Annotated in this window: 14 protein-coding genes and 1 tRNA gene; 6 read left to right on the top strand and 9 right to left on the bottom strand. The window is 64.0% G+C overall.

Features of this window, described 5'->3' with window-relative positions:
- Positions 1 to 282: 282 nt before the first annotated feature.
- Positions 283 to 367 (top strand) — tRNA-Leu (locus tag HZR14_RS07815).
- A gap of 1294 nt (positions 368 to 1661) precedes the next feature.
- Here HZR14_RS07815 and gcvH read toward each other — a convergent pair.
- The 3 genes from gcvH to lpdA form a co-directional block, all read right to left on the bottom strand.
- Positions 1662 to 2045 (bottom strand): glycine cleavage system protein GcvH, encoded by a 384-nt coding sequence (gene gcvH / locus HZR14_RS07820; protein WP_181692302.1) that lies wholly within the window; start codon positions 2043 to 2045, stop codon positions 1662 to 1664.
- A 110-nt stretch (positions 2046 to 2155) separates the two neighbouring features.
- Positions 2156 to 3082, bottom strand: a complete 927-nt coding sequence (gene lipA, locus HZR14_RS07825) for a lipoyl synthase (RefSeq protein WP_181692303.1) — start codon at positions 3080 to 3082, stop codon at positions 2156 to 2158.
- A gap of 82 nt (positions 3083 to 3164) precedes the next feature.
- Positions 3165 to 4583: a dihydrolipoyl dehydrogenase gene (gene lpdA, locus HZR14_RS07830; protein WP_181692304.1), complete on the bottom strand. Its 1419-nt coding sequence runs from the start codon at positions 4581 to 4583 to the stop codon at positions 3165 to 3167.
- 126 nt (positions 4584 to 4709) lie between these two features.
- On the opposite strand from lpdA, the gene HZR14_RS07835 reads away from it, so the two are divergent.
- Positions 4710 to 5651 (top strand): alpha/beta hydrolase, encoded by a 942-nt coding sequence (locus HZR14_RS07835; protein ID WP_181692305.1) that lies wholly within the window; start codon positions 4710 to 4712, stop codon positions 5649 to 5651.
- A 161-nt stretch (positions 5652 to 5812) separates the two neighbouring features.
- Here HZR14_RS07835 and HZR14_RS07840 read toward each other — a convergent pair whose 3' ends face one another.
- The gene (locus tag HZR14_RS07840; RefSeq protein ID WP_181692306.1) at positions 5813 to 7462 is read right to left on the bottom strand and encodes a long-chain fatty acid--CoA ligase; all 1650 of its coding nucleotides are present in this window, start codon (positions 7460 to 7462) and stop codon (positions 5813 to 5815) included.
- 125 nt (positions 7463 to 7587) lie between these two features.
- Here HZR14_RS07840 and HZR14_RS07845 point away from each other — a divergent pair, with 125 nt between their 5' ends.
- Entirely contained in the window at positions 7588 to 8907 is a 1320-nt protein-coding gene (locus tag HZR14_RS07845; protein ID WP_220132487.1) for an E3 binding domain-containing protein, read from the top strand.
- A gap of 158 nt (positions 8908 to 9065) precedes the next feature.
- Here the strand turns inward: HZR14_RS07845 and HZR14_RS07850 are convergent, their stop codons facing one another.
- The 5 genes from HZR14_RS07850 to HZR14_RS07870 form a co-directional block, all read right to left on the bottom strand.
- Positions 9066 to 10067 (bottom strand): NAD(+)/NADH kinase, encoded by a 1002-nt coding sequence (locus HZR14_RS07850; protein ID WP_181692307.1) that lies wholly within the window; start codon positions 10065 to 10067, stop codon positions 9066 to 9068.
- Positions 10068 to 10073: 6 nt separating this feature from the next.
- Complete coding sequence (locus HZR14_RS07855; protein ID WP_181692341.1) at positions 10074 to 11078, bottom strand: alpha-ketoacid dehydrogenase subunit beta; 1005 nt, start codon at positions 11076 to 11078, stop codon at positions 10074 to 10076.
- The gene (locus HZR14_RS07860; protein WP_181692308.1) at positions 11075 to 12118 is read right to left on the bottom strand and encodes a thiamine pyrophosphate-dependent dehydrogenase E1 component subunit alpha; all 1044 of its coding nucleotides are present in this window, start codon (positions 12116 to 12118) and stop codon (positions 11075 to 11077) included. Before HZR14_RS07860 ends, HZR14_RS07855 begins: the two co-directional genes overlap by 4 nt.
- A gap of 164 nt (positions 12119 to 12282) precedes the next feature.
- Positions 12283 to 13359 carry a 2,3-butanediol dehydrogenase gene (locus HZR14_RS07865; protein WP_181692309.1) on the bottom strand — a complete coding sequence of 359 codons (1077 nt, stop codon included), beginning with the start codon at positions 13357 to 13359 and terminating at the stop codon, positions 12283 to 12285.
- A 253-nt stretch (positions 13360 to 13612) separates the two neighbouring features.
- Positions 13613 to 14377, bottom strand: a complete 765-nt coding sequence (locus HZR14_RS07870; protein ID WP_181692310.1) for an IclR family transcriptional regulator — start codon at positions 14375 to 14377, stop codon at positions 13613 to 13615.
- Positions 14378 to 15300: 923 nt separating this feature from the next.
- On the opposite strand from HZR14_RS07870, the gene HZR14_RS07875 reads away from it, so the two are divergent.
- The 3 genes from HZR14_RS07875 to HZR14_RS07885 all read left to right on the top strand — a co-directional run bounded on the left by HZR14_RS07875 (position 15301) and on the right by HZR14_RS07885 (position 19535).
- Positions 15301 to 16338, top strand: a complete 1038-nt coding sequence (locus tag HZR14_RS07875; protein ID WP_181692311.1) for a matrixin family metalloprotease — start codon at positions 15301 to 15303, stop codon at positions 16336 to 16338.
- A 122-nt stretch (positions 16339 to 16460) separates the two neighbouring features.
- Positions 16461 to 18320 carry a cytochrome D1 domain-containing protein gene (locus HZR14_RS07880; protein ID WP_181692312.1) on the top strand — a complete coding sequence of 620 codons (1860 nt, stop codon included), beginning with the start codon at positions 16461 to 16463 and terminating at the stop codon, positions 18318 to 18320.
- 66 nt (positions 18321 to 18386) lie between these two features.
- Positions 18387 to 19535, top strand: a complete 1149-nt coding sequence (locus tag HZR14_RS07885; protein WP_181692313.1) for a hypothetical protein — start codon at positions 18387 to 18389, stop codon at positions 19533 to 19535.

Raw genomic sequence — 19535 nt, forward strand, 5'->3', positions numbered from 1 at the left:
AGAGGCGTGTGGACTGCGGGACGTGTAGCTTGCGAAAGCGGCGGGGCGGTTCGTGGCTGGTTCGGAGGCCCAGCCCGGCCGGGACCGATGTGAAGCCGGGCAATACCTACCGGAGGGGCCGGATCGAAGCCCAGCCATACCTGAAGCAACCGGTGACCGGGCGAAGAGTCCAGCACAGCCTCCGAGGGATGCAAATATCCCGACTCACAGGAACCACCTCCCCGCCGGCGAACCGATCCGGAGCGACAGCTATTTTTGGGTGACTCCGGTACGGGAGACTGCGCGCGGGTTGCCGAGCCAGGCCAAAGGCGCAGCGCTTAGGACGCTGTCCCGTAGGGGTCCGCCGGTTCGAATCCGGTCCCGCGCACTGAGCAACGGAGCGTAGCGACCGAGCGAACGAGCAGGCACGGATGCGAACCTCGTCAGTCGCGCACAGCGAAGCGAGCACGGCTGATAATTTGGAGGAGGATAGAAACGAAACGTGGTACGTCATTTCGTAGAGAATGACGGTATGAAAGAGTGTGTCGCAAGTGGTGAAACAAGACACAGAATGAGACATCGTATCGGAGTGTACGACTGGAATCAGCCGCCGAACTATTTGGAACGACTATCGGTGCAGTTTGCCGCCAGATCACAGGCTGTGTCTACGCACTCGTGTTTCGGAAACGGAGCAGGCTGCACGCTGTACGTGTAGCGATACGGACGTTCATCTGCGTCCAGTTTGAGATCGTAGGCGTAAATGATGCCATCTTCGACGCCGAGTTGGAGCGTTCCGTTGATCGGTGGTGGCGCTTGGGAGTCCGGATCCGTCCCGGTCACTTGATATGTGATAACCGGGACGTCGTAGCGAGCCGTTGTATTGGTCGCCTCCCAAGTATACGAATCGAGGAGCATCGTATGCCGACCGATATTTGTGGGTGCAATTTCCCCATAATATCGATAGTATGCATCAGTGGTTTGGGCGAGAGACGACCGTACGTTCGGGCGAATCGCGGGAGACGGCGACGGCTTCGAGTCGGTCTCGAGCCGTCCCGAATACGACGTGGAGAAATATATCTACAATCTGTGTGTTTTGTTATTTCATACTTCAAATTATATATTAAACGGCGTTCCGACTCCTCTGTCACGCCACTCGAAGCGGATAGCCACCTTCACCGAGAACTGCTCCGACGTCGTCCCCGCCAGCGGCCCGAGAATCCACGCCTCTGGGCCGGTACTGCCGGTATAATTCGGTTCGAACCCGTCACGCTGTTCGCTTTGCCGCGGTCGAATAGCGGCGTAGGTGGTGACCCCCGCTCGCATACGGGTCGACCGCGGATCGCTCCCCCGGAACGGTCGGGATCACTCGGGACCGACCCGATGGGTCCAGCCGTCGATAGCGACGTGACTCCGGCCGATAGCATAGAAGACGTGTCTCCGCTACTGCGCGAAAATATATTTATCGAATACAGTCAAAAAATTTGAGTGTTTGGGTGAATCGATCGGGACCGAACGGCGGTTCACAACCGGTATACATCTCGTACTGGCGGCCGTATGGCGGCTGTACCGACCTGGAGTACCACGACGGACATCCCCGTTTGAAACCGTTTTCGCCATGTCGACCCACCGCGGAAACGTGGCTTCGAGCCCACGCCGTCCGGTGGAAGCATACCCGACCTCCGTTATGTGATCCGCGAGCCGTAGGCCTCGGGCGGGAGTAACTCGTCGAATCCCGATTCGGCGGCCGGTTCGATTTCGAGCATCCAGCCGTCCCCGAAGGGGTCGTCGTTGAGGAGGGCGGGCGTATCGGTGAGCTCCCCGTTGACGGCTCTGACATCGCCGGAGATCGGCGCATAGAGATCGGAGATGGATTTGACCGATTCGATGACGCCGAACGGGTCGCCCGCCTCGACCGTCTCGCCGACCGACGGGAGTTCGACGAACACGATCTCGCCGAGTTCGTTCCGGATGAACGCCGTGATCCCAACCCGTACGGTGTCGCCCTCACGGCGGGCCCACTCGTGAGTCTCCAGATACCGACGATCACTCGGTGGCTCAGAGTTCATGGATGTGTCGTTCTCGGGTTACCCTCCGCGTCGGTCCGGTTTAAGCGGTTCGGTGGATGACTCACGACGATGGGGCGCGGCGATCAATCACCCTCGGTCACGCCCCCGCATCAGCTTCGATCCGCCACGTCCCTGGCGTCCTCGATCGGTATCCCGTCCTGAAGCAGGGCCTTCACGAAGAACTCCCCGGCTTTGAACGACGAGCGGACCATCGGGCCGGACGCGGAGTAGAGGAAATCGAACTCCTCCTCGGCGATCCGCTTCCAGATGTCGAACTTATCGGGGTGGACGTATTCGAACACTTCGAGGTGCCGCGTTGACGGCTGAAGGTACTGACCGAAGGTGACGATGTCGACGCCGACCGACCGGAGGTCGCTCAGTGTCCGATACACCTCGTGGTCGTACTCGCCGACCCCGAGCATCAGCGACGTCTTCGTGTAACTGTCGGACGTACGGCCGAGCTCCCGGAGGACCGAGAGCGACTGTTCGTAGGACGCACGCCGATCGCGGACGGGCCACTGGAGGCGGCTGACGGTCTCGACGTTGTGGGCGATGACGTCCGGGTCGGCGTCGGTGATCTTTCGGACCAACTCCGGTTCACCCTGAAAATCCGGGATCAGGACCTCGATGAGCGTATCCGAATTGCGGCGGCGGATCTCCCGGATCGTCCGCGCGAAGTGGCCGGCCCCCTGATCGGGCAGATCGTCGCGGTCGACGCTCGTCAACACGACGTACTCCAAACCGATCTTGCTGACCGCGCTCGCGACGTTTTCGGGCTCATCGGGGTCGAGGGGGTCCATGCCACCCGTTTCAACGTCACAGAAGTTACAGCCCCGAGAGCAGCGATCGCCCATCAACATGAACGTCGCGGTTCCGGGACCGTCGCGGCCGCTCCAACAGTCCCCGAGGTTCGGGCAGTTCGCTTCCTCACAGACGGTGTGAAGACCGTGATCGCGCAGGACGGATTTGATTTCGGTGAAGCGCTCGCCAGCCGGCGGCCGAACCTTCAACCACTCCGGCTTTTGAGAACGGCTCATACCCGCAGTTACTCGACGAGGAACAAAAAGGTATGGTCACGAGACCGGGGATCCGAGCGCCGAAAGCGCCGACGCGGGCCGTTCACTCGTTAAGGGTATGGATCGCCTCGTTTCGAGCGTTCGCGGCCGCCTCCATGACCGCCTCACCGAGCGTCGGGTGGGTGTGTACGGTTCTTGCGACGTCGGCCGCGGTCGCCCCCATCTCGATGGCTACGGAGATCTCGGCACCCAGTTCCGATGCCTCGGGGCCGACTATCTGTGCGCCGAGGATCGTTCCGGTGGTCCCGTCCGCGACGATCCGCACGAACCCCTCGGTCTCGCCGATGGTAAGCGCACGCCCCGACGCGCGCATCGGCATGCGTCCGACGGCGGGGTCTTTTTCCGCCGCCTTCGCGTCGGCTTGGGTCATCCCGATCGTACAGATCTCCGGATCGGTGAACACAGCGGCGGGAATCGCCGCTGGGGTATGCGGCTCTCCGTTGCCCGTGATGACGTCGGCTGCAATCTCGCCCTCGTTGCTCGCTTTGTGTGCGAGCATCGGCTCGCCGGCGACGTCACCGACAGCGAAGATTCCGTCGGTACTCGTCCGGGTCCGCTCGTCCGTCCGGATGAACCCCCGCTCGTCCGTGTCGATGCCCGCGTTCCCCGGATCGATCGTATCCGTGACCGGCTCTCTGCCGACCGCCACGACGACGGCGTCCGCCTCGTACTCGGATCGCTCGCCGGCTTCCGTCTCGGTTGTGAGACGCGTCCCGCCGTCGATCGGCGTCCAGTCCGTCGCTCCCTCGCCGAAGCGGAACTCCACGCCGAACTCCTCCGCTCGCCGTCTGACTATCCGGGCGACGTCCCGTTCGTACTCCGGCAGTGCTCGATCAAGCATCTCGATGACCGTCACGTCGACACCCGCCTTCGCGAGGACCGTCGAAAGCTCCATGCCGATGTACCCGGCACCGACGACGAGCAGCCGCCCCGGACGCTCCCCGAGTTTGAGGACGTCGGTCGACGAGAGGACGTGCTCGCCGTCGAATTCGACGCCGGGTAGCCTGATCGGGCGTGACCCCGTAGCGATGACGGCGCTGTCGAACGCGATCGACCCCCGCTCCCGACCGTCCTTTCGGATCCGAACCGCCCGTTCGCTCGCGAACTCCGCGACGCCGTCGACCAGCGTCACCCCGTTCGCGTTACACAGCTTCTCGATCCCCCCTGTGAGCCGTTTCACCACGCCGTCCTTCCAGTCGATCATCCCGCCGAAGTCCACCGCGACGTCGCCGTGGATGCCCATCCGCTCGGCGTTGTTTGCGTGATAGGCGACGTCAGTCGCCGCGATGAGTGCCTTCGACGGGATGCAGCCGACGTTGAGGCATGTTCCGCCGTAGGCGTCTCTCTCGACGAGGGCCACCTCCTGGCCGGACTGTGCTGCCCGGATCGCGGCCACGTATCCGCCGGGACCCGCACCGATAACGACCGTATCCACGTCTTTCGGGAACGTCTGTGCAGACATCGTACGACTACATTATATCGGTGGGCAATAACTCCAGGGGGTGTTTTTTATGCGGATGCTCCTCCCGAGGACGTCCTCACGAAAGATACAATTATACGTTTCTATACGAATGACACGAACGAAGCGATGACATCCACACTTGATCCCCAAGTCGAGGACTATCTCCACGGACTCTCCGAACAGGGGCTCCCACCGCTGCACCGACTGTCCCTCCGGGATGCCCGCGAGACGTATCGCGAACTCAGCGTGCCCGACGAGCCGCCGAGCAGCGTCGCGTCCGTGACGGATCGCACCGTGCCCGGTCCAGGTGGGGAGATCCCGATCCGCGTCTACGAACCGGCCGCCGACGGGGCGTTGTGTCCCCTCGTGTTTTTCCACGGCGGCGGGTGGATGCTCGGGGATCTGGAGACGCACGACGCGCTGTGTCGAGCCCTCGCGAACAGTACCGAATGTATCGTGGTCTCCGTCGACTACCGGCTCGCGCCGGAACACCGGTTCCCGTCCGGACTCGAAGACTGTTATGCGGTGACACGATGGGTCGCGAACAACGCCGAGACGATCGGGTGTGGATCGGATACGTTGGCCATCGCCGGCGACAGCGCGGGGGCGGCCCTCGCGGTGGGTGTCAGCCTGCTCTCCCGGGACAGGGACGGCCCTGCGATAGCCTACCAGGTTCTGGCGTATCCGGCGACCGATTACGCGTTCGATACGTCCTCCTACGACGAGAACGCCCAGGGGTACTTTCTCACCCGGAAGGACATGGAACGGTTCTGGAAGGGCTACCTCCGGAGCGAGCGAGACGGCACCCACCCGTACGCCTCGCCGCTTCGCACGGAACGTCTGGACGGGCTCCCGCCGTCGTGCGTCCTGACGTGTGGGTTCGACCCGCTCCGGGACGACGGACGCAGGCTCGCCGACCGTCTGGCCGAGGCGGGCGTTCCGACCCGACACATCCAGTACGACGACATGATTCATGGGTTCTTGACGATGCTGTCCGATCCGAGGCTCGACCGGGCCGACGAGGCCATCGAAGAGATCGGTACCGAGGTCCGAAACGAGCTGTATTGACCCGGCGCTCGACGAGTCGTACGAACGGGCCATCGACCGGACGATACCGACGGGCCGCCGTCGACGGCGGTGTCCCGCAGATCTCGGTGTGGGGTCTCCGAACGCCCCCGTCCGTTGGAACCCGAATGCGACGGCTGGCGGGGACCGAAACCGCGTCCGCCTCACTCCGTTCGGTGGTCGGCGCGTTCGGGTGCAGCCCCTTCGATCAACGCCTCGTCGGCGTACCGTTCGCGGACGACCGCCTTCGAAAACTTTCCGGTCGTGGTCTTTGGGATCTCCTCGAGATACTCGATTGCGTCCGGCAGCCACCACCCCGGATACTCCGCCCCGAGGCGGTCTAGGATCGTCTCGGATAGCGCGTCCGGATCGGCTCCGTCGGTCGGAACGACGAACGCGACGGGCCGTTCTTGGTATTTCTCGTGGGAGACGCCGACGACGACGGCCTCGGCGACGTCGTCGGTGGCCATGATCGCGTCCTCGAGTTCGATCGATGAGATCCACTCGCCGGCCGATTTGATGACGTCCTCTGCCCGGTCGACGACGTCGACGTATCCCTCTTCGTCGACGGTAACGATGTCGCCGGTCTTCAGCCACCCTCCCTCGAAGTCCGCCTCATCGGTGGCGGGGCGTCCGAAGTACTCCGTCGTGACCCACGGACCGCGGATCCATAGCTCACCGAACGCCTCGCCGTCCCACGGGACCTCCTCGCCCTCGTCGTCGACGACCCGTATCTCGAGGCCGGGGAGGACCAGCCCCTGTGTCGTACGGCGTCGGAGCCGGGTCTCGTAGTCGGCGTCCGCGAGCGTGTACTTCGGATTGGAGACCGTCCCGATCGGGGACAGCTCGGTCATACCCCACGCGTGAACGATCTCGACGTCGCGGTCATCGAACCACCGGATCATCGATTCGGGGGCCGCGGCCCCGCCGACGGCGATCGTCTCGAGATCGGCGAGACCGACGTCGGCGTCCTCGACGTAATCGATGAGGTCGAGCCAGACCGTCGGAACGCCGGCCGTGATCGTGACACCCTCCTCCCGAATGAGTCTCACGACGTCCTCCGGATCAGGCGAGGGGCCGGGATAGACGTGTTTGGCACCGGCGGCGGTCGCGGCGAATGGGAACCCCCACGCATTGACGTGAAACATCGGCACGACTGGCATAACCGTGTCACCGTCATCTATCGGAATTCCCTGCGGCGTCAGCGTCGCCATCGTGTGGCTCCACAGCATCCGGTGGGTGTACTCGACGCCCTTCGGCTCGCCCGTCGTCCCCGAGGTGTAACACAGCCCCGCGGGCTGTGTCTCTTCGATCTCGGGCCAGTCGTACTCGCTGGAACGACCGGCTATGAACGCCTCGTAGGATACCCCCTCGACGGTGTCGGATTCGGTTTCGCCCATCAGGACGAACTCGATCCCCTCGAACTCGGGTGCGCCCGAGGCCACCGCCGCGAGTTTCGGTGCGAGCGAGTGATCGACGAAAATCAACTGATCGTCGGCCTCGTCGACGATGTGGCGGATGTGCGTGTCGGGAAGCAGTGGGTTGATCGTATGGAGCTGTGCGCCGATCGACGGGACGGAAAAGTACGTCTCGAAGTGGCGGTGGTGGTTCCAACAGAACGTTCCGACCCGGTCACCCTTTTCGATGCCGTACGCCGAGAGGGCGTTGGCAAGTCTGGCCGTCCTCTCGCCGTACTCTTTATACGTGTACCGGGTCCTCCCCTCGTGGGTCCGTGAGACGACCTCTCGGTCCGGATAGAGATTCACCGCACGCCACAGAAACGATCGTAACGTCTGGCTCGTTTTGTCTGACATACTGCATCCATATCGGTGCCGTGACTTTATCCTGCCGGCTGTTTCCCCCGTCCGAGGGAGGACGAGCGAGCCGCCTCCAGATAAGAGATACGTTTTAGTATACCGCCATTCATACACCATTTATAATGGCAACTATCGTCAAGATGCCAAAGCTTGGGCTGGAAATGGAACAGGGAACCGTTCTGGAGTGGTTCTTCCGAACGGGTGAGGAAGTGTCCGAGGGCGACAAGATCGCCGAGGTCGAATCCGAAAAAAGCATTGGCGAAGTCGATGCGCGCGAAAGCGGAGCCATCCGACGTATCTATATCGAGGCCGGGGAGTCCGTTCCACCAGGTACGCCGATCGGCATTCTCGCGGACAGCGACGCGGACGTTTCCGAACTCGAAGCCGAGGCCGAGGCCGAACTTGAAGGGGACGTCGACGATGAAAGCGGCTCCGATCCGGAGCCGACGGGCGCGCAGGCGGAGGACGCCGAAGCGACGGATCGGTCGGAGCCACCCGAACCGGCGGCCTCGTCCGCCGACGAGACCGACCAGATAAAGGCATCCCCGCGGGCGAAAAAGCGCGCCGAGGAACTCGGCGTCGACCTCGCGGGCGTGGACGGGACCGGCCCGATGGACTCGATCACCGCTGACGACGTCGAGGCCGCGAGCGATGACGGGGGCGAGACCGACCAGATAAAGGCATCCCCGCGGGCGAAAAAGCGCGCCGAGGAACTCGGCGTCGACCTCGCGGGCGTGGACGGGACCGGCCCGATGGACTCGATCACCGCCGACGACGTCGAGGCCGCCGCCGAGACCGAACCGACCGGGATCCGGACGGGGACGTCGGAAACGACGGCGGGACGGTACCGACGGGTCACGGCTGTCGCCGGTCCCGCTGCGGGGAACGCCCTGCTCGAAACCACGGAGTCGGTCCGATCGGCGTTCGAAGAGCACGTCACGGTCACTGACGTGCTGTTGGTCGTGACCTCGGATGCGCTTGCGGATCGGCCCCTGCTGAACGGAACGTACACCGAGTCGACACATCAGGTCCAAGCGCGTCAAGACGTCGCGCTGGTCACCGAACGGGACGGTGAACCGGTCGCCGGCGTCATCCCGGACGTCGAAACCAAGTCGCTGACCGGGATCGTCGCGGAACGCGAGGCGATCGAGGAGGACGCCGGGGGACGGCCGACATTCACGCTCGAGAACACGGCCGACTCGGACGCCGATGGCCCCCGTCTCATCCCCCCGAGTGTCGCTGCCCTCGAGGTCGATCCGTCGGGACAGCGAGCGGTCCCGGACGACGGCGGTGTCGACCTCCAACCGCTCGTGACGGCCAGTCTGAGCTACGATACCCGCGCCCTCGGCCGGCGTGAGGCCGAATCCTTCCTCGAACGGCTGTTCGATTCGTTCGAGCGGGCCTCCGAGCTCGCCCTCCAGTCGTACCGCGGTACCGAGTGAGACGGACTGTTGTCGTCCGGGAGCACTCGCCGTCCGCACCGTTCAGGTGGTGACCGCCCCATCGGGACACCGTTCCGTGTGAATCCCCCGGAATCCGTCCGCGAGGGCTTCCGCCCGTTCCACTGATAAAAAAGCGCCCGTCGTGGTTTTTCGGACGTCTACCGTTCTTCGATCAGGATTCCCGCCTCCGCGGCGGCTTCGAGTGTGGCGTCGACGTCGACGAGGCGCGGTCCGTCGTCGGTCAGCGTCATCGTCACGGTCGCGTCGGCGAGTTCGACCTCGCGTTCGCCGTCGGCCCCGATCACGCCGTCCACGACGTCGAACGTCGCGGACGCCCCGGCGTCGAGTGGCGCGTGCTCTGTTATGCCGATCGTCGTCGTCACTCCCGGCGCGAGTACGGCCCGGACGGAGCGGGCGGTCGCGTCGGGGGGTCCAAGCCGGAGTGCGGCGCCGCCGGAGGCCTCCGGCGCGACCGGTTCGATACATCCCGCGACGCTCGGGAGGCCGATGTCGGACGGATGAGCCCGCGAAACGACGCCGCCGAGCAGTTCGGACGGGTCGATGATGGCCCGCGTCCCGACGAAAGGGCGGTCGGTGATCCCGACGGTCGCCAGTCCCGAAAGGCGCGTTTCGCCGGAAACGTCGTCCGCCCTGACATCGATCCTTCCGTGTCGATACGTTACGGCTTCCCGGTCGACTAGACCCGCCGCGACGACCGCCGCCGCCGCCCCGGCGACGGTTCCATCGACGGGCATCGGGACGACGTTGTTCGTGCCGGTCGAGACGGGTACGATGGGTACGTCGCCGACCCTCATCGCGACGTCGCGGCTCGTTCCGTCGCCGCCGAGGACGACGACGACGTCGGCGTCGTCCCGGAACCGTTCAGCCGCACGTCGGGTGTCGGCGGCCGTCTCCTCGACGGTCATATCGACCGATTCGACGTCCAGTTCCGCCGGTGCCTCCTCGACGGCGTGGGATGCGATACCGACCCTGTCCGGCATGACCGCCACGCTCGGCGGATCCCCGACGATGGTCAGACCACCGAGGACACACTCGGCGACGCGGCGTTTCGCGTAGTTGTCAACGACGCTCGCACCGCCAGTGAGGCGGCGGATGTCGCGGCCGGCCGACGGATTTACGATGAGTCCAACGTGGGCCACGCGTGATCAGGTTATCCGCCGGATCGCGTCCTTGACGTCTTCGCCGCCCGGGAGGACTTCCTGCTCCAGTGGCGTGCTAAACGGCATGTGCGTATCGGGTGTCCCGACGCGCTGGATCGGGGCGTCGAGGCTGAAGAACGCCTCCTCTTGGGCACGGGCGATGATCTCCGCGTGGGTCCCATACGAGAGCGGGCTCTCGTCGGCGACGACCATTCGGCCCGTCTTTTTGACGCTCTCGACGATCGTGTCGGTATCGAGTGGGTACAGCGAGCGTGGATCGATGACCTCGACGCTCACGTCGCCGGAGAGGCTTTCGGCGACGTCGAGCGCCTCGCCGACGAGCCGTTGGGTCCCGACGACGGTGACGTCCTCCCCTTCGCGCTCGACCGCCGCCTCGCCGATCGGGATCGTGTACTCCACGTCGGTCGGCACCTCGCCTTGCTGTTCGTAGATCATCTTGTTCTCGAACACGAACACCGGATCGTCCGATCGGATGGCGGCCTTCGTCAGCCCCTTGGCGGCGGCGGCCGTTCCGGGTGCAACCGCTTTCAGCCCGGGGAAGTGAGATATCCACGAGTGGATCGTCCCGGAGTGTTGGCTTGCCGCGCCCATCCCGCCGCCCTCCGTCGTACGGACCGTGACGGGCATGTCGGTCTTGCCGCCGAACATGTATCGCATCTTGGCCATCTGGTTCATGATCTGTTCCATCGCGACGCCCGTGAAGTCCGAGAACATGAGTTCGGCGACCGGACGGGTACCCGTCGCCGCCGCGCCCGTCGCGGCACCGATGATCCCGGCCTCGGCGATGGGGGTATCCCGAACCCGTTCTTCACCGAACTCCTCATAGAGGTTGCCGGTCACCTCGAGTACGCCGCCGAACGCGCCGACGTCCTCGCCGATGATGTAGACGTCCTCGTCGTGCTCCAGTTCCTCGCGGAGCGCCTGTCTGATCGACTCGCGGACGGTCATCGTTTCGGTCTGTTCCTGTTCGAGTTCCGCTTGCGCCATTATGCGTCACCTCCGTTTGAACCGCCGTCGGTACGGATCCGCTCCGCGAACGCCTCGATCTCGGGGACCGATTCGCTGAACATGTCGTCGTAGGCTTCCTCCGGTGCGGGGAATTCGGACTCCTGTGCGTACTCGATCGCGTCGGCGATGGCCTCTTCGATTGCCGCTTGCATCTCCTCGAAGTCGTCTTCGGTCAGTTCGCCACGGTCGATGAGCCGCCGCTTGAACGAGTCGATCGCGTCGCGCTCTTGCCACTGTTCGAGTTCCTCGTCGGTTCGGTAGTTCTGTTCGTCCCCCTCGTAGTGGCCACGGTATCGGTACGTTTCGGCCTCGATGAGCGTCGGGCCATCGCCGGCCCGTGCGCGCTTTCGTGCTTCCTTGACAGCCTCGGCGACGGCGGTCACGTCCATGCCGTCGACGGTGAGACCGGGGATGTCGTAGGCCTGGGCGGTGTCGCTGAGTTGGCTGAGGTTGTGTTGTTTCTCCACGGGGGTCGCCTCGCCGTAGCGGTTGTTCTCGACGAGGAAGATCGCCGGGAGATCCCACGTCGAAGCCAGATTTATCGCCTCGTGGACCTGTCCCTGTGCGACCGCGCCGTCACCGAGGAACGCCAGCGCAACCTGATCTCGGTCCTGATAATCGATCGAGAGTGCGGCACCGGTGGCCAACGGCGGCCCCGCGCCGACGATGCCGTTCGCGCCCAACATTCCGGACTCGACGTCGGCGATATGCATCGAACCGCCCTTACCGTTGCAGTAGCCGTCCTCTTTGCCGAACAGCTCTGCCATCATCAATTCGGTGTCCAGCCCCTTCGCGATGCAGTGTCCGTGTCCCCGGTGCGTACTGGAGATCAAATCGTCGGGATCGAGAGCCGCACACGTCCCGACGGCGACTGCCTCCTCGCCGATGTACAGGTGTACGAACCCCGGAATCTCCCCGTCCGCGAAGTACTGTCCGGCCTTCGTGTCGAACTCCCGAATCGTCAACATTCGTCGTAGCGATTCACGCCGTCCCGCTTCCGTCTCTAAGGTATAGTCTGTCATGCGACAACGTCTGTTAACGTGTGTTGAATAATAATGTTACCGGTTTATCGTGTAGTACAACCGGGGAATACACCGGTCTGCGGAGGATCCGGTACGCATACGTACGAGAACATCGGATCGAGGGACGGCATACCTCAAGCGAACGTGGGGTGTTGTCCCCCAGATCACTCGTTCGGTTTGACGAGGATCTTCACGTGGTCGCTCTCAGGGTCGATCAGCCGTTCGAACCCGTCCGCTACGATCCCGTCCAGTCCGATCCGACCGGTGACGAACGGGTCGGGATCGAGCCGCCCGTCCGCGAGCATGCCGATGACCATTCCGTACTCCTCCTCCGAGCGCGGGCCGCCGAGGTATGCGAGCGTTCCCGTCACCGTTCGTTCGCCGAGCACGAGGTTGTTCGGATGGGTGCTGACCTCGTTTTCCCAGATGCTCACGACGGTCGTACGGCCGCTCGGAGCGGTACTCTCGATGGCGTCGTTGAATGACGCCTCGACGCCCGCGACCTCGAACGCGACGTCTACACCACCGTCCGTGTTCGCGGTGATGTACTCGACGGCGTCCGTACTCGTGGGATCGATGAGATCGTCCGCACCGCAGTCCGAGGCGCGCTCACGCCGTGCTTGCCTCGGTTCGGAGACGAGGATCGTCCCCGCCCCCGCCGCGCGGGCGCACTGTATCACGGACAGTCCGATCGGGCCGCTACCGAACACGGCGACCGTGTCCCCGGCGCGGAGTCCGGACCGGCGGACCGCGTGTAGCCCGACGCTCAGGGGTTCGACCAGCGCACCGTACTCGAGTGGGACGTCGTCACCGAGCGGGACCGCGTGTTCCGCGTCCAGTACGACGCTCTCGGCGAACCCGCCGCCGCCACCGGAGAGCCCGACGAACCCGATCGAATCACAGATGTGATAGTTCCCCTCCCGGCACTGTCGACACTCCCCGCAGTACAGAATGGGGTTGACGGCGACTGCATCGCCCACATCGAGCCCGGATACCCCGTTACCGACCTCGGAGAGCACCCCGCTGAACTCGTGGCCCATTCTGATCGGCGTGGTCTCTCCCGACACCGGATGCGGTTCGTCACCGGGGGCGAAGATCGGACCCGCTGTGTACTCGTGAAGATCCGAACCACAGATGCCACACGAGTCGATGTCGATCCGGACCTGGTTCGGCCCGACTGCCTGCTGTTCTACGTCCGCTACGCGGATGTCCTTTCGGTCGTGGTAGATTGCTGCTCTCATAGCGTTCGACGATACGTATGAAGCGATATAAACGTATGGGCCGGCGCGGTCGGACCCGTACCCCGAGACCCGGAGCGTCGAGGCGGTACGACGAGTCGGGAAAGCGCGAATGTCGGGGCGAGAACGAGGCTGCGAACGGGTGTTATACTGGTGGACGAAATCAAATGAAACCGACTCACGAGTGATTCGCCGTTCGCTCCGTCGAACGGCGTGATCCTCGTGCGTCGTGTGTACATTCTTTTGTTCGTCAGTATTAGTACTCCAAGTTACCCTGTATGACGTCGGCGTACTCCTGTACCGTCTCGGGATACTCCTCGAGGAAGGGTCCGTCGCGAAAACGGTTCGGCGGGCCGTAGACCGCGATCCCTGCCAAGAGATCGTCCCCCTTGCTCGTGATCGAAACCCCGACCCCGCGCATCCCGTTGAAACACTCTTCGTCGTCCAGAGCATACCCCTGTTCGCGGATCCGGTCTATCTCCTCCAACAGTGGGTCGACTTCGGTTATCGTGTTCTCCGTCCTCGGATGGAGGCCGTATCGGTCTGTCACCTCCCGTATCTCCTCGTCGGAGAACTGAGCCAGGATCGCCTTCCCGTAGGCCGTGGTGTTCAACCGCGATTTGACCCCTGGGTACGTGCGGTTGACCTGGAGGCGCTTTACCTTCTCCCCCTTCTTCATCGACACCAGTACGCCGGCACGGTCCTCCTCGATCATCAGGCCGGCGAACTCCCCCGTCTGCTCGGCTAACCGCCGGATCTCGGGCTCCGCCACGTCGTAGACGTTGTGGTTTCGGAGGACCTGATTTCCGATCTCGAGAAACGACGAGCTAACGCGGTAGCGGCCGTCCGATCGCTTCGTGATGTAATTTATGTTCTCGAGCGTGTTGACGTACTCGTACATCGTGCTCAGGGGCATATCGAACTCCTCGGCGAGTTCGCTGACGGACGCGGCCTCCATCTCGACGAGTCGCTCGATGATGTGGTTGGCCCGCCGTAACGATTTGAGAAGCTGCGGTGACATACCGACGCATACGCTCAGGATGTGCATTATAGTTCCGGTTATTTCGAAGTGTCTCGACGACGTACCGATCCCCCCCGTCCGTGGCGGACGTCGCAGTCGGGGGCGTCGGTCGAATCGGGCGGCCACGGCCGCGATGTCCAACAGAATCGATGGAGGCCTCCCCCGGCGGGATTCGATATTGTCGGAATACGTCTCCAATTGTCAACAGCCAGCACGGTATACGACAACAGTACCCGCAATCATTCCGGATATGTCGAATCTCTCCGGTTGGCGGGTGCGCCGAAGTGGCGTCTCCGAGATACCCGCGGGCTCGCGCCCTCCGGAATCGACCACAAATTCCATAACAGAATTAATATAGTTATGGTATTGGGCCGGTCGGGACCCCCGAACGGACAGTAACGCGAGGCACACGCCGGCTCCAGCGACAGGTCGCGCTGTCCGTTTCGACGACCGATTTCTATTTTTTATATAGTATCTTTATTTTTGATAAGTGTCGTCAGGAGCGGTGCATCGACCGTCCACGATCGGATCACGGCTCGGTTGATGAACCCGCAAACCGGATCGACGACGGACACGACCGATACCGTCGGCGATAGCCGTTTCGAGGGGCTCGCGTCACGCCGTCGTTCACCGCCACGGGCCCGATGCCGGCGCGGAGGACGGGAGCGTCGGAACAGTAGAAATATATCTGTAAGCATATAATATATAGTGATTATCAGTAATTGTATACAAATGACCCCGCGGTCGCGGGGTCAGTCTGCCCCCGCGTGCGGACGCGGTGCGATGTACGATGACGGCTCACGGGCGAGGATCGCACGCCCGAACACGGTCCGAATGGCGGGGGACTCCCGTTGGGACGGGATGACGGGGGCGGAAATGACAGGGACCGAAAACGTGTTGTCGATGGCGCGTCACGTTCGGCTATGGGACTTCGCGTGGTCGCCCTGGCGACGTTGCTCGTCCTCGCCGGCTGTACCACGCCCTTCGGAGCGGGGGGATCCGGCCCGGCGTCGGCCCCGAACGGAACCGACGGCCCGGACGCCGAGAGGGCGTCCCCGGACACCGCCGCGTCGGCGACGAACCCCTGGGGCAAACCGACGCTGACCGTCGGCGTCGTAAACACCGCCGGCCCGTGGCGGGACGTCACCGATCACGTCGCCGATTCGATCGGATACTGGGAGCGTAACGACGCGGCCTACGGCAGATACGAGGTGGACTACGATCTCGAACCGAACGCGTCCGACCCCGATATCGTCGTCAAGTACGTCGGGGACGTCAGGGAGTGTGGGCTGCCGGATCGCGACCACGTGGCCGGGTTCGCGCCGCGCATCACGGCGGAAAATCCGCCGGATCCGCCCGAACGTATCTGTGTTCGCGCGGGGGCCACCAACGGGTCGACCCGCCACGTGATCAAACACGAGTTCGGGCATCTGTTGGGGATACGCCACGGAGAGCAGCCGGCGGACCTGATGAGTCCCGATTACGGCTACCGGGCGATTCCCCGCCCCGGTCCCGCCCTCCAGACCGCCCCTATCGCCCGCGAGAACCTCTCGGTGTATGCCGACCGCTCGACGGTCTTTGCCCGCCGTAACCTGGTGGCCAAACGACAACTCGGCCACGTCTTCGGGTACTACGAAGCCGGGGCGTCCGGGGCAGTAGAGGGGGTCGATATCACCGCGGCGGACGGGCGGGACACGGCGGACATCGTGATCACCTTCCCCCGACAATCCCCCTGTGACAGGCCCAGTGTGGGTTCGTGTGCCACCCTGGAGAACCGCTCGGACGGCCGGCCACGACTCGGCGTCGCGATCACCACGACGCACGAGGACACGTTCGGCTGGCACGCCGGCTTCTGGATCGGCTTCGCCCTCGGCATCGACCGACACCGCGACCTCCCGCCCCCGTTCCGGAACGCCTCCTTCGACGACAGACGCGGGCCGTGGTGGGCGGATGGGTCCTGATGTGAGTGCCGCCATCACTTATAAAACAGCATCGAACATATTCCCCCGGCTATCCTATTGCGTGGGAAACACGGCCCCCTTATTTTATAATCACACCAGAATCTGCTGGTAGAGGGATCGCAATGTCACAACAGAAGCCACAGACGTTAGACGAGGACCACGAGGACCGTATCAAGCGCCATCTGAGCGCGACGCGGTCGATCGCACAGAACATGGAATTCGACGACGACCTGGACTTCGAGATGGGACTGCCCGACCCGGGTCGCCGGACGATGTTGAAGACGGGAGGGGCCGTCGCGCTCGCGGGCATGCTGGCCGGCTGTTCGTCATCGTCGGACTCCGAAGAGTCGCCGGCTCCCGACGAGGGGACCGACGAGGGGGAAACAGAGGAGACCGAGGAGCCGGATGCCGAGCGCAGCGAGACGATACAGATGGAGTCCCATCAGTTCCAGTTCAACCCACAGCGGATCGAGGTGCAGCCGAACACGGAGCTGACGATCGAGTTCACGAAGTCGACGTTCGAAGAGCAGCCGGACTTCAACCTCCACAGCTTCGCTCTGACCGACGGCGAGTACGACATCGGGCCGATCGAGCTGCCCGAGAGCAACGACGACGACGTCATCGAGTCCGTCACGTTCGTCACCGAGCACACGGGGACGTTCCAGTTCGAGTGTGCTATCTACTGTGGTGACGGCCACGCACAGATGAACGGACAGATGTTCGTCGTCGAGGAGGGCGAGGAGATCCAAGAGATCGACTACACGAAGATGGAGACGCTGAAGGACCGCCACGAGGTCTTCATGCCGGAGGACGAACTCCCCCAAGAGCCCGAACACGACCTCGATCTGCGGGACCTCATGGTCGTGACCGAGCGGAACAACGCGTCGGTGTCGATGATCGACACGGTCAACGACGAGTTCATGGCGCGCGTCGATAACGTCGGGAAGGCGATCCACGTCCACGACTTCCACTCGAGCCTGCCCGAGCAGACCCGCGAAGGCGCATACGTCTACACCCAGTCCCGACAGGGCGAGATGTTCAAGATCGACCTGTTCGGATTCAATCGGGTCGCGCTGGCCGACGCCGGATCCGACGCCCGTGATATCGCGGTCTCGGAGGAAAGCGATTGGGTCATCGGCGGCTTCTATAACCCCGCCCACCTCGTCATCTGCGATGCGGATACGATGGAACCGATCAAGCGGATCCCGACCGAGACGACCGATCCCGACGGGAACGAGGTCAAAAGCCGCATCTGCTCGCTCTACGACGTGCCCGGTCAGGAACTGTTCCTCGCCGGACTCAAGGAGGGCGGCGAGGTCTGGCTCATCGACTACAGCGAAGGGGACACCGGGGAGGATAGCTTCCCGGTCGTTGCGAAGATACGGACCGGCCGTATCCTCCACGACGGCTTCTTCACCGATGACGGCCGGTACTTCATGATCGCCTCCCAGGAGGACGACCAGATAGACGTCATCGACTGCGAGGAGATGGAGCACGCCGCCACCGTTCCGATGGACAACGTGCCCCACCCCGGCCCCGGTGCGCTGTACCCGGAGGGGGACCTCGCGTTCACCACGCACGCGGGAGCCGGCAGCGTCGGCGTGTGGAGTACGGATACCTTCGAGCGCGAAAAGCTGATCGACACCCGCGGCTCGGGGCTGTTCATCCAGAAACACAAAGAAAGCGACTACGTGTGGGCCGACGTCATCCTCACCAACTCCCCGGACGACGCCTACGTCTACCTGATCGATCCCGAGAGCTTAGAGGTCGACCAGGAGATCGACTGCAGCCAGTGGGGCTCGGCCGCCGCCATCCATCCGGAGTTCAGCCGCGACGGCGAGAAGGTGTACATCAGCTCCTGGCAGGGTGACTTCCAGGGCATCTTCGTGTTCGATCCGAACACGGGCGAGAAGATCGGCGAGATCGGCGACCTCCTGGCACCGACCGGCAAGTTCCTCGGGACCCGAGCAGAGGGACACTGACGCCGGACGCAGCGGGCGCATCGAGTACCAACCAACCGATCACGACCACCCACGGAGCCCCCGGAGATGACACACACGTCGACCAACCGCGACGACCGACCCGCGCCAGTAGCCGAGCCGCTCGCCCTCGTCAAGCACCTGCGAAGCGAGGGGTTCACGGTCATCGACGCGAACCGCCACGAGCCACTGGCGCAGGTCGGGACGGGCCGCCAGCCCCACGCCCTTGCGGTCCATCCCGGCGGTCGGTGGGGCTACGTTCCCTACATGGCGTCGAACGCGCTGGAGGTGGTCGACCTGTGGTCTCTCGAGGTGAGTACGCGTATCGAACAAGAGCGGGTCGGAACGGCTCCGGTGGGGGCTGCACTCACGCGGACCGGGGAGTACCTGTTCGTCAGTTCCTACGGCACGCTTCCGGACCACGATTCGCCGGGACTCGCCGTCTTCGAGACGACCGGCCGTGGCGACGTCGCGCTCACAGAGCAGTTGCCGGTCGGGAAGGCCGGCGGCGTCGTCGTCGACGTCCGCAACGACGTCTGGCTCGCGTTGAAAGACGAGAACGACGTCGTCAGGCTGGCGGGAACCCCTCCCTTCGAGGAGACCGGCCGATTCGCGGTTCCCGGCGACCCACAGGACATGGCCTACGCGGCCGCCTTCGGGTTACTGGGCGTGAACAACGTCGCCGACGGGAGCGTGACGTTCATCGATACCCTCGCGGGCGAGCGACGGGGGACGGTGTCGGCACCGAACCCGCGTGGTGGTACCGCCGTTCCGGCGGCCGACCGCTGGTTCGTCGGGGACACCGAGGGCGACGGCGTGACGGCGATCGACGTGGACGCGGTCCGGGCCGGAAACGGTGACCGACTCGTCGGTGCCGCCGAACGCGTCACGTTCGGTACGCCGACCGCCTTTACCGACGCGACGCCGGACGGAGCCCTGCTCGCGATAGACGCGTACGAGGATGACCGGGTCACGTTCCTCGATCCGGCCACCCTCGACGTGGTCGCGAGAGTCCAGACCGGCCAGACGCCACACCACCCGCAGTTCAGCGCCGACGGTCAGATCTGTTACGTCCCGAACACCGACGCGGACACCGTGACCGTCCTCGACACGCAGGCCCTCCAGGAGGGCGACGGTCACGCGTCGGTCGTCACCACGATCGACCTCCCCGAGGGGTCCGCCCCATCGGGCTGTTTCCGTACCGACAGGAGGGAATGA

Source organism: Natronomonas salinimetallica (genome assembly GCF_013839515.1).
Taxonomy (GTDB): Archaea; Halobacteriota; Halobacteria; order Halobacteriales; family Haloarculaceae; genus Natronomonas.

Coding starts and splice junctions, on each gene's coding strand:
- gcvH (WP_181692302.1), bottom strand. CDS start 2,045: ATGAACTCTGAGCCACCGAGTGATCGTCGGTATCTGGAGACTCACGAG.
- lipA (WP_181692303.1), bottom strand. CDS start 3,082: ATGAGCCGTTCTCAAAAGCCGGAGTGGTTGAAGGTTCGGCCGCCGGCT.
- lpdA (WP_181692304.1), bottom strand. CDS start 4,583: ATGTCTGCACAGACGTTCCCGAAAGACGTGGATACGGTCGTTATCGGT.
- HZR14_RS07835 (WP_181692305.1), top strand. CDS start 4,710: ATGACATCCACACTTGATCCCCAAGTCGAGGACTATCTCCACGGACTC.
- HZR14_RS07840 (WP_181692306.1), bottom strand. CDS start 7,462: ATGTCAGACAAAACGAGCCAGACGTTACGATCGTTTCTGTGGCGTGCG.
- HZR14_RS07845 (WP_220132487.1), top strand. CDS start 7,588: ATGGCAACTATCGTCAAGATGCCAAAGCTTGGGCTGGAAATGGAACAG.
- HZR14_RS07860 (WP_181692308.1), bottom strand. CDS start 12,118: ATGACAGACTATACCTTAGAGACGGAAGCGGGACGGCGTGAATCGCTA.
- HZR14_RS07865 (WP_181692309.1), bottom strand. CDS start 13,359: ATGAGAGCAGCAATCTACCACGACCGAAAGGACATCCGCGTAGCGGAC.
- HZR14_RS07870 (WP_181692310.1), bottom strand. CDS start 14,377: ATGTCACCGCAGCTTCTCAAATCGTTACGGCGGGCCAACCACATCATC.
- HZR14_RS07875 (WP_181692311.1), top strand. CDS start 15,301: ATGGGACTTCGCGTGGTCGCCCTGGCGACGTTGCTCGTCCTCGCCGGC.
- HZR14_RS07880 (WP_181692312.1), top strand. CDS start 16,461: ATGTCACAACAGAAGCCACAGACGTTAGACGAGGACCACGAGGACCGT.
- HZR14_RS07885 (WP_181692313.1), top strand. CDS start 18,387: ATGACACACACGTCGACCAACCGCGACGACCGACCCGCGCCAGTAGCC.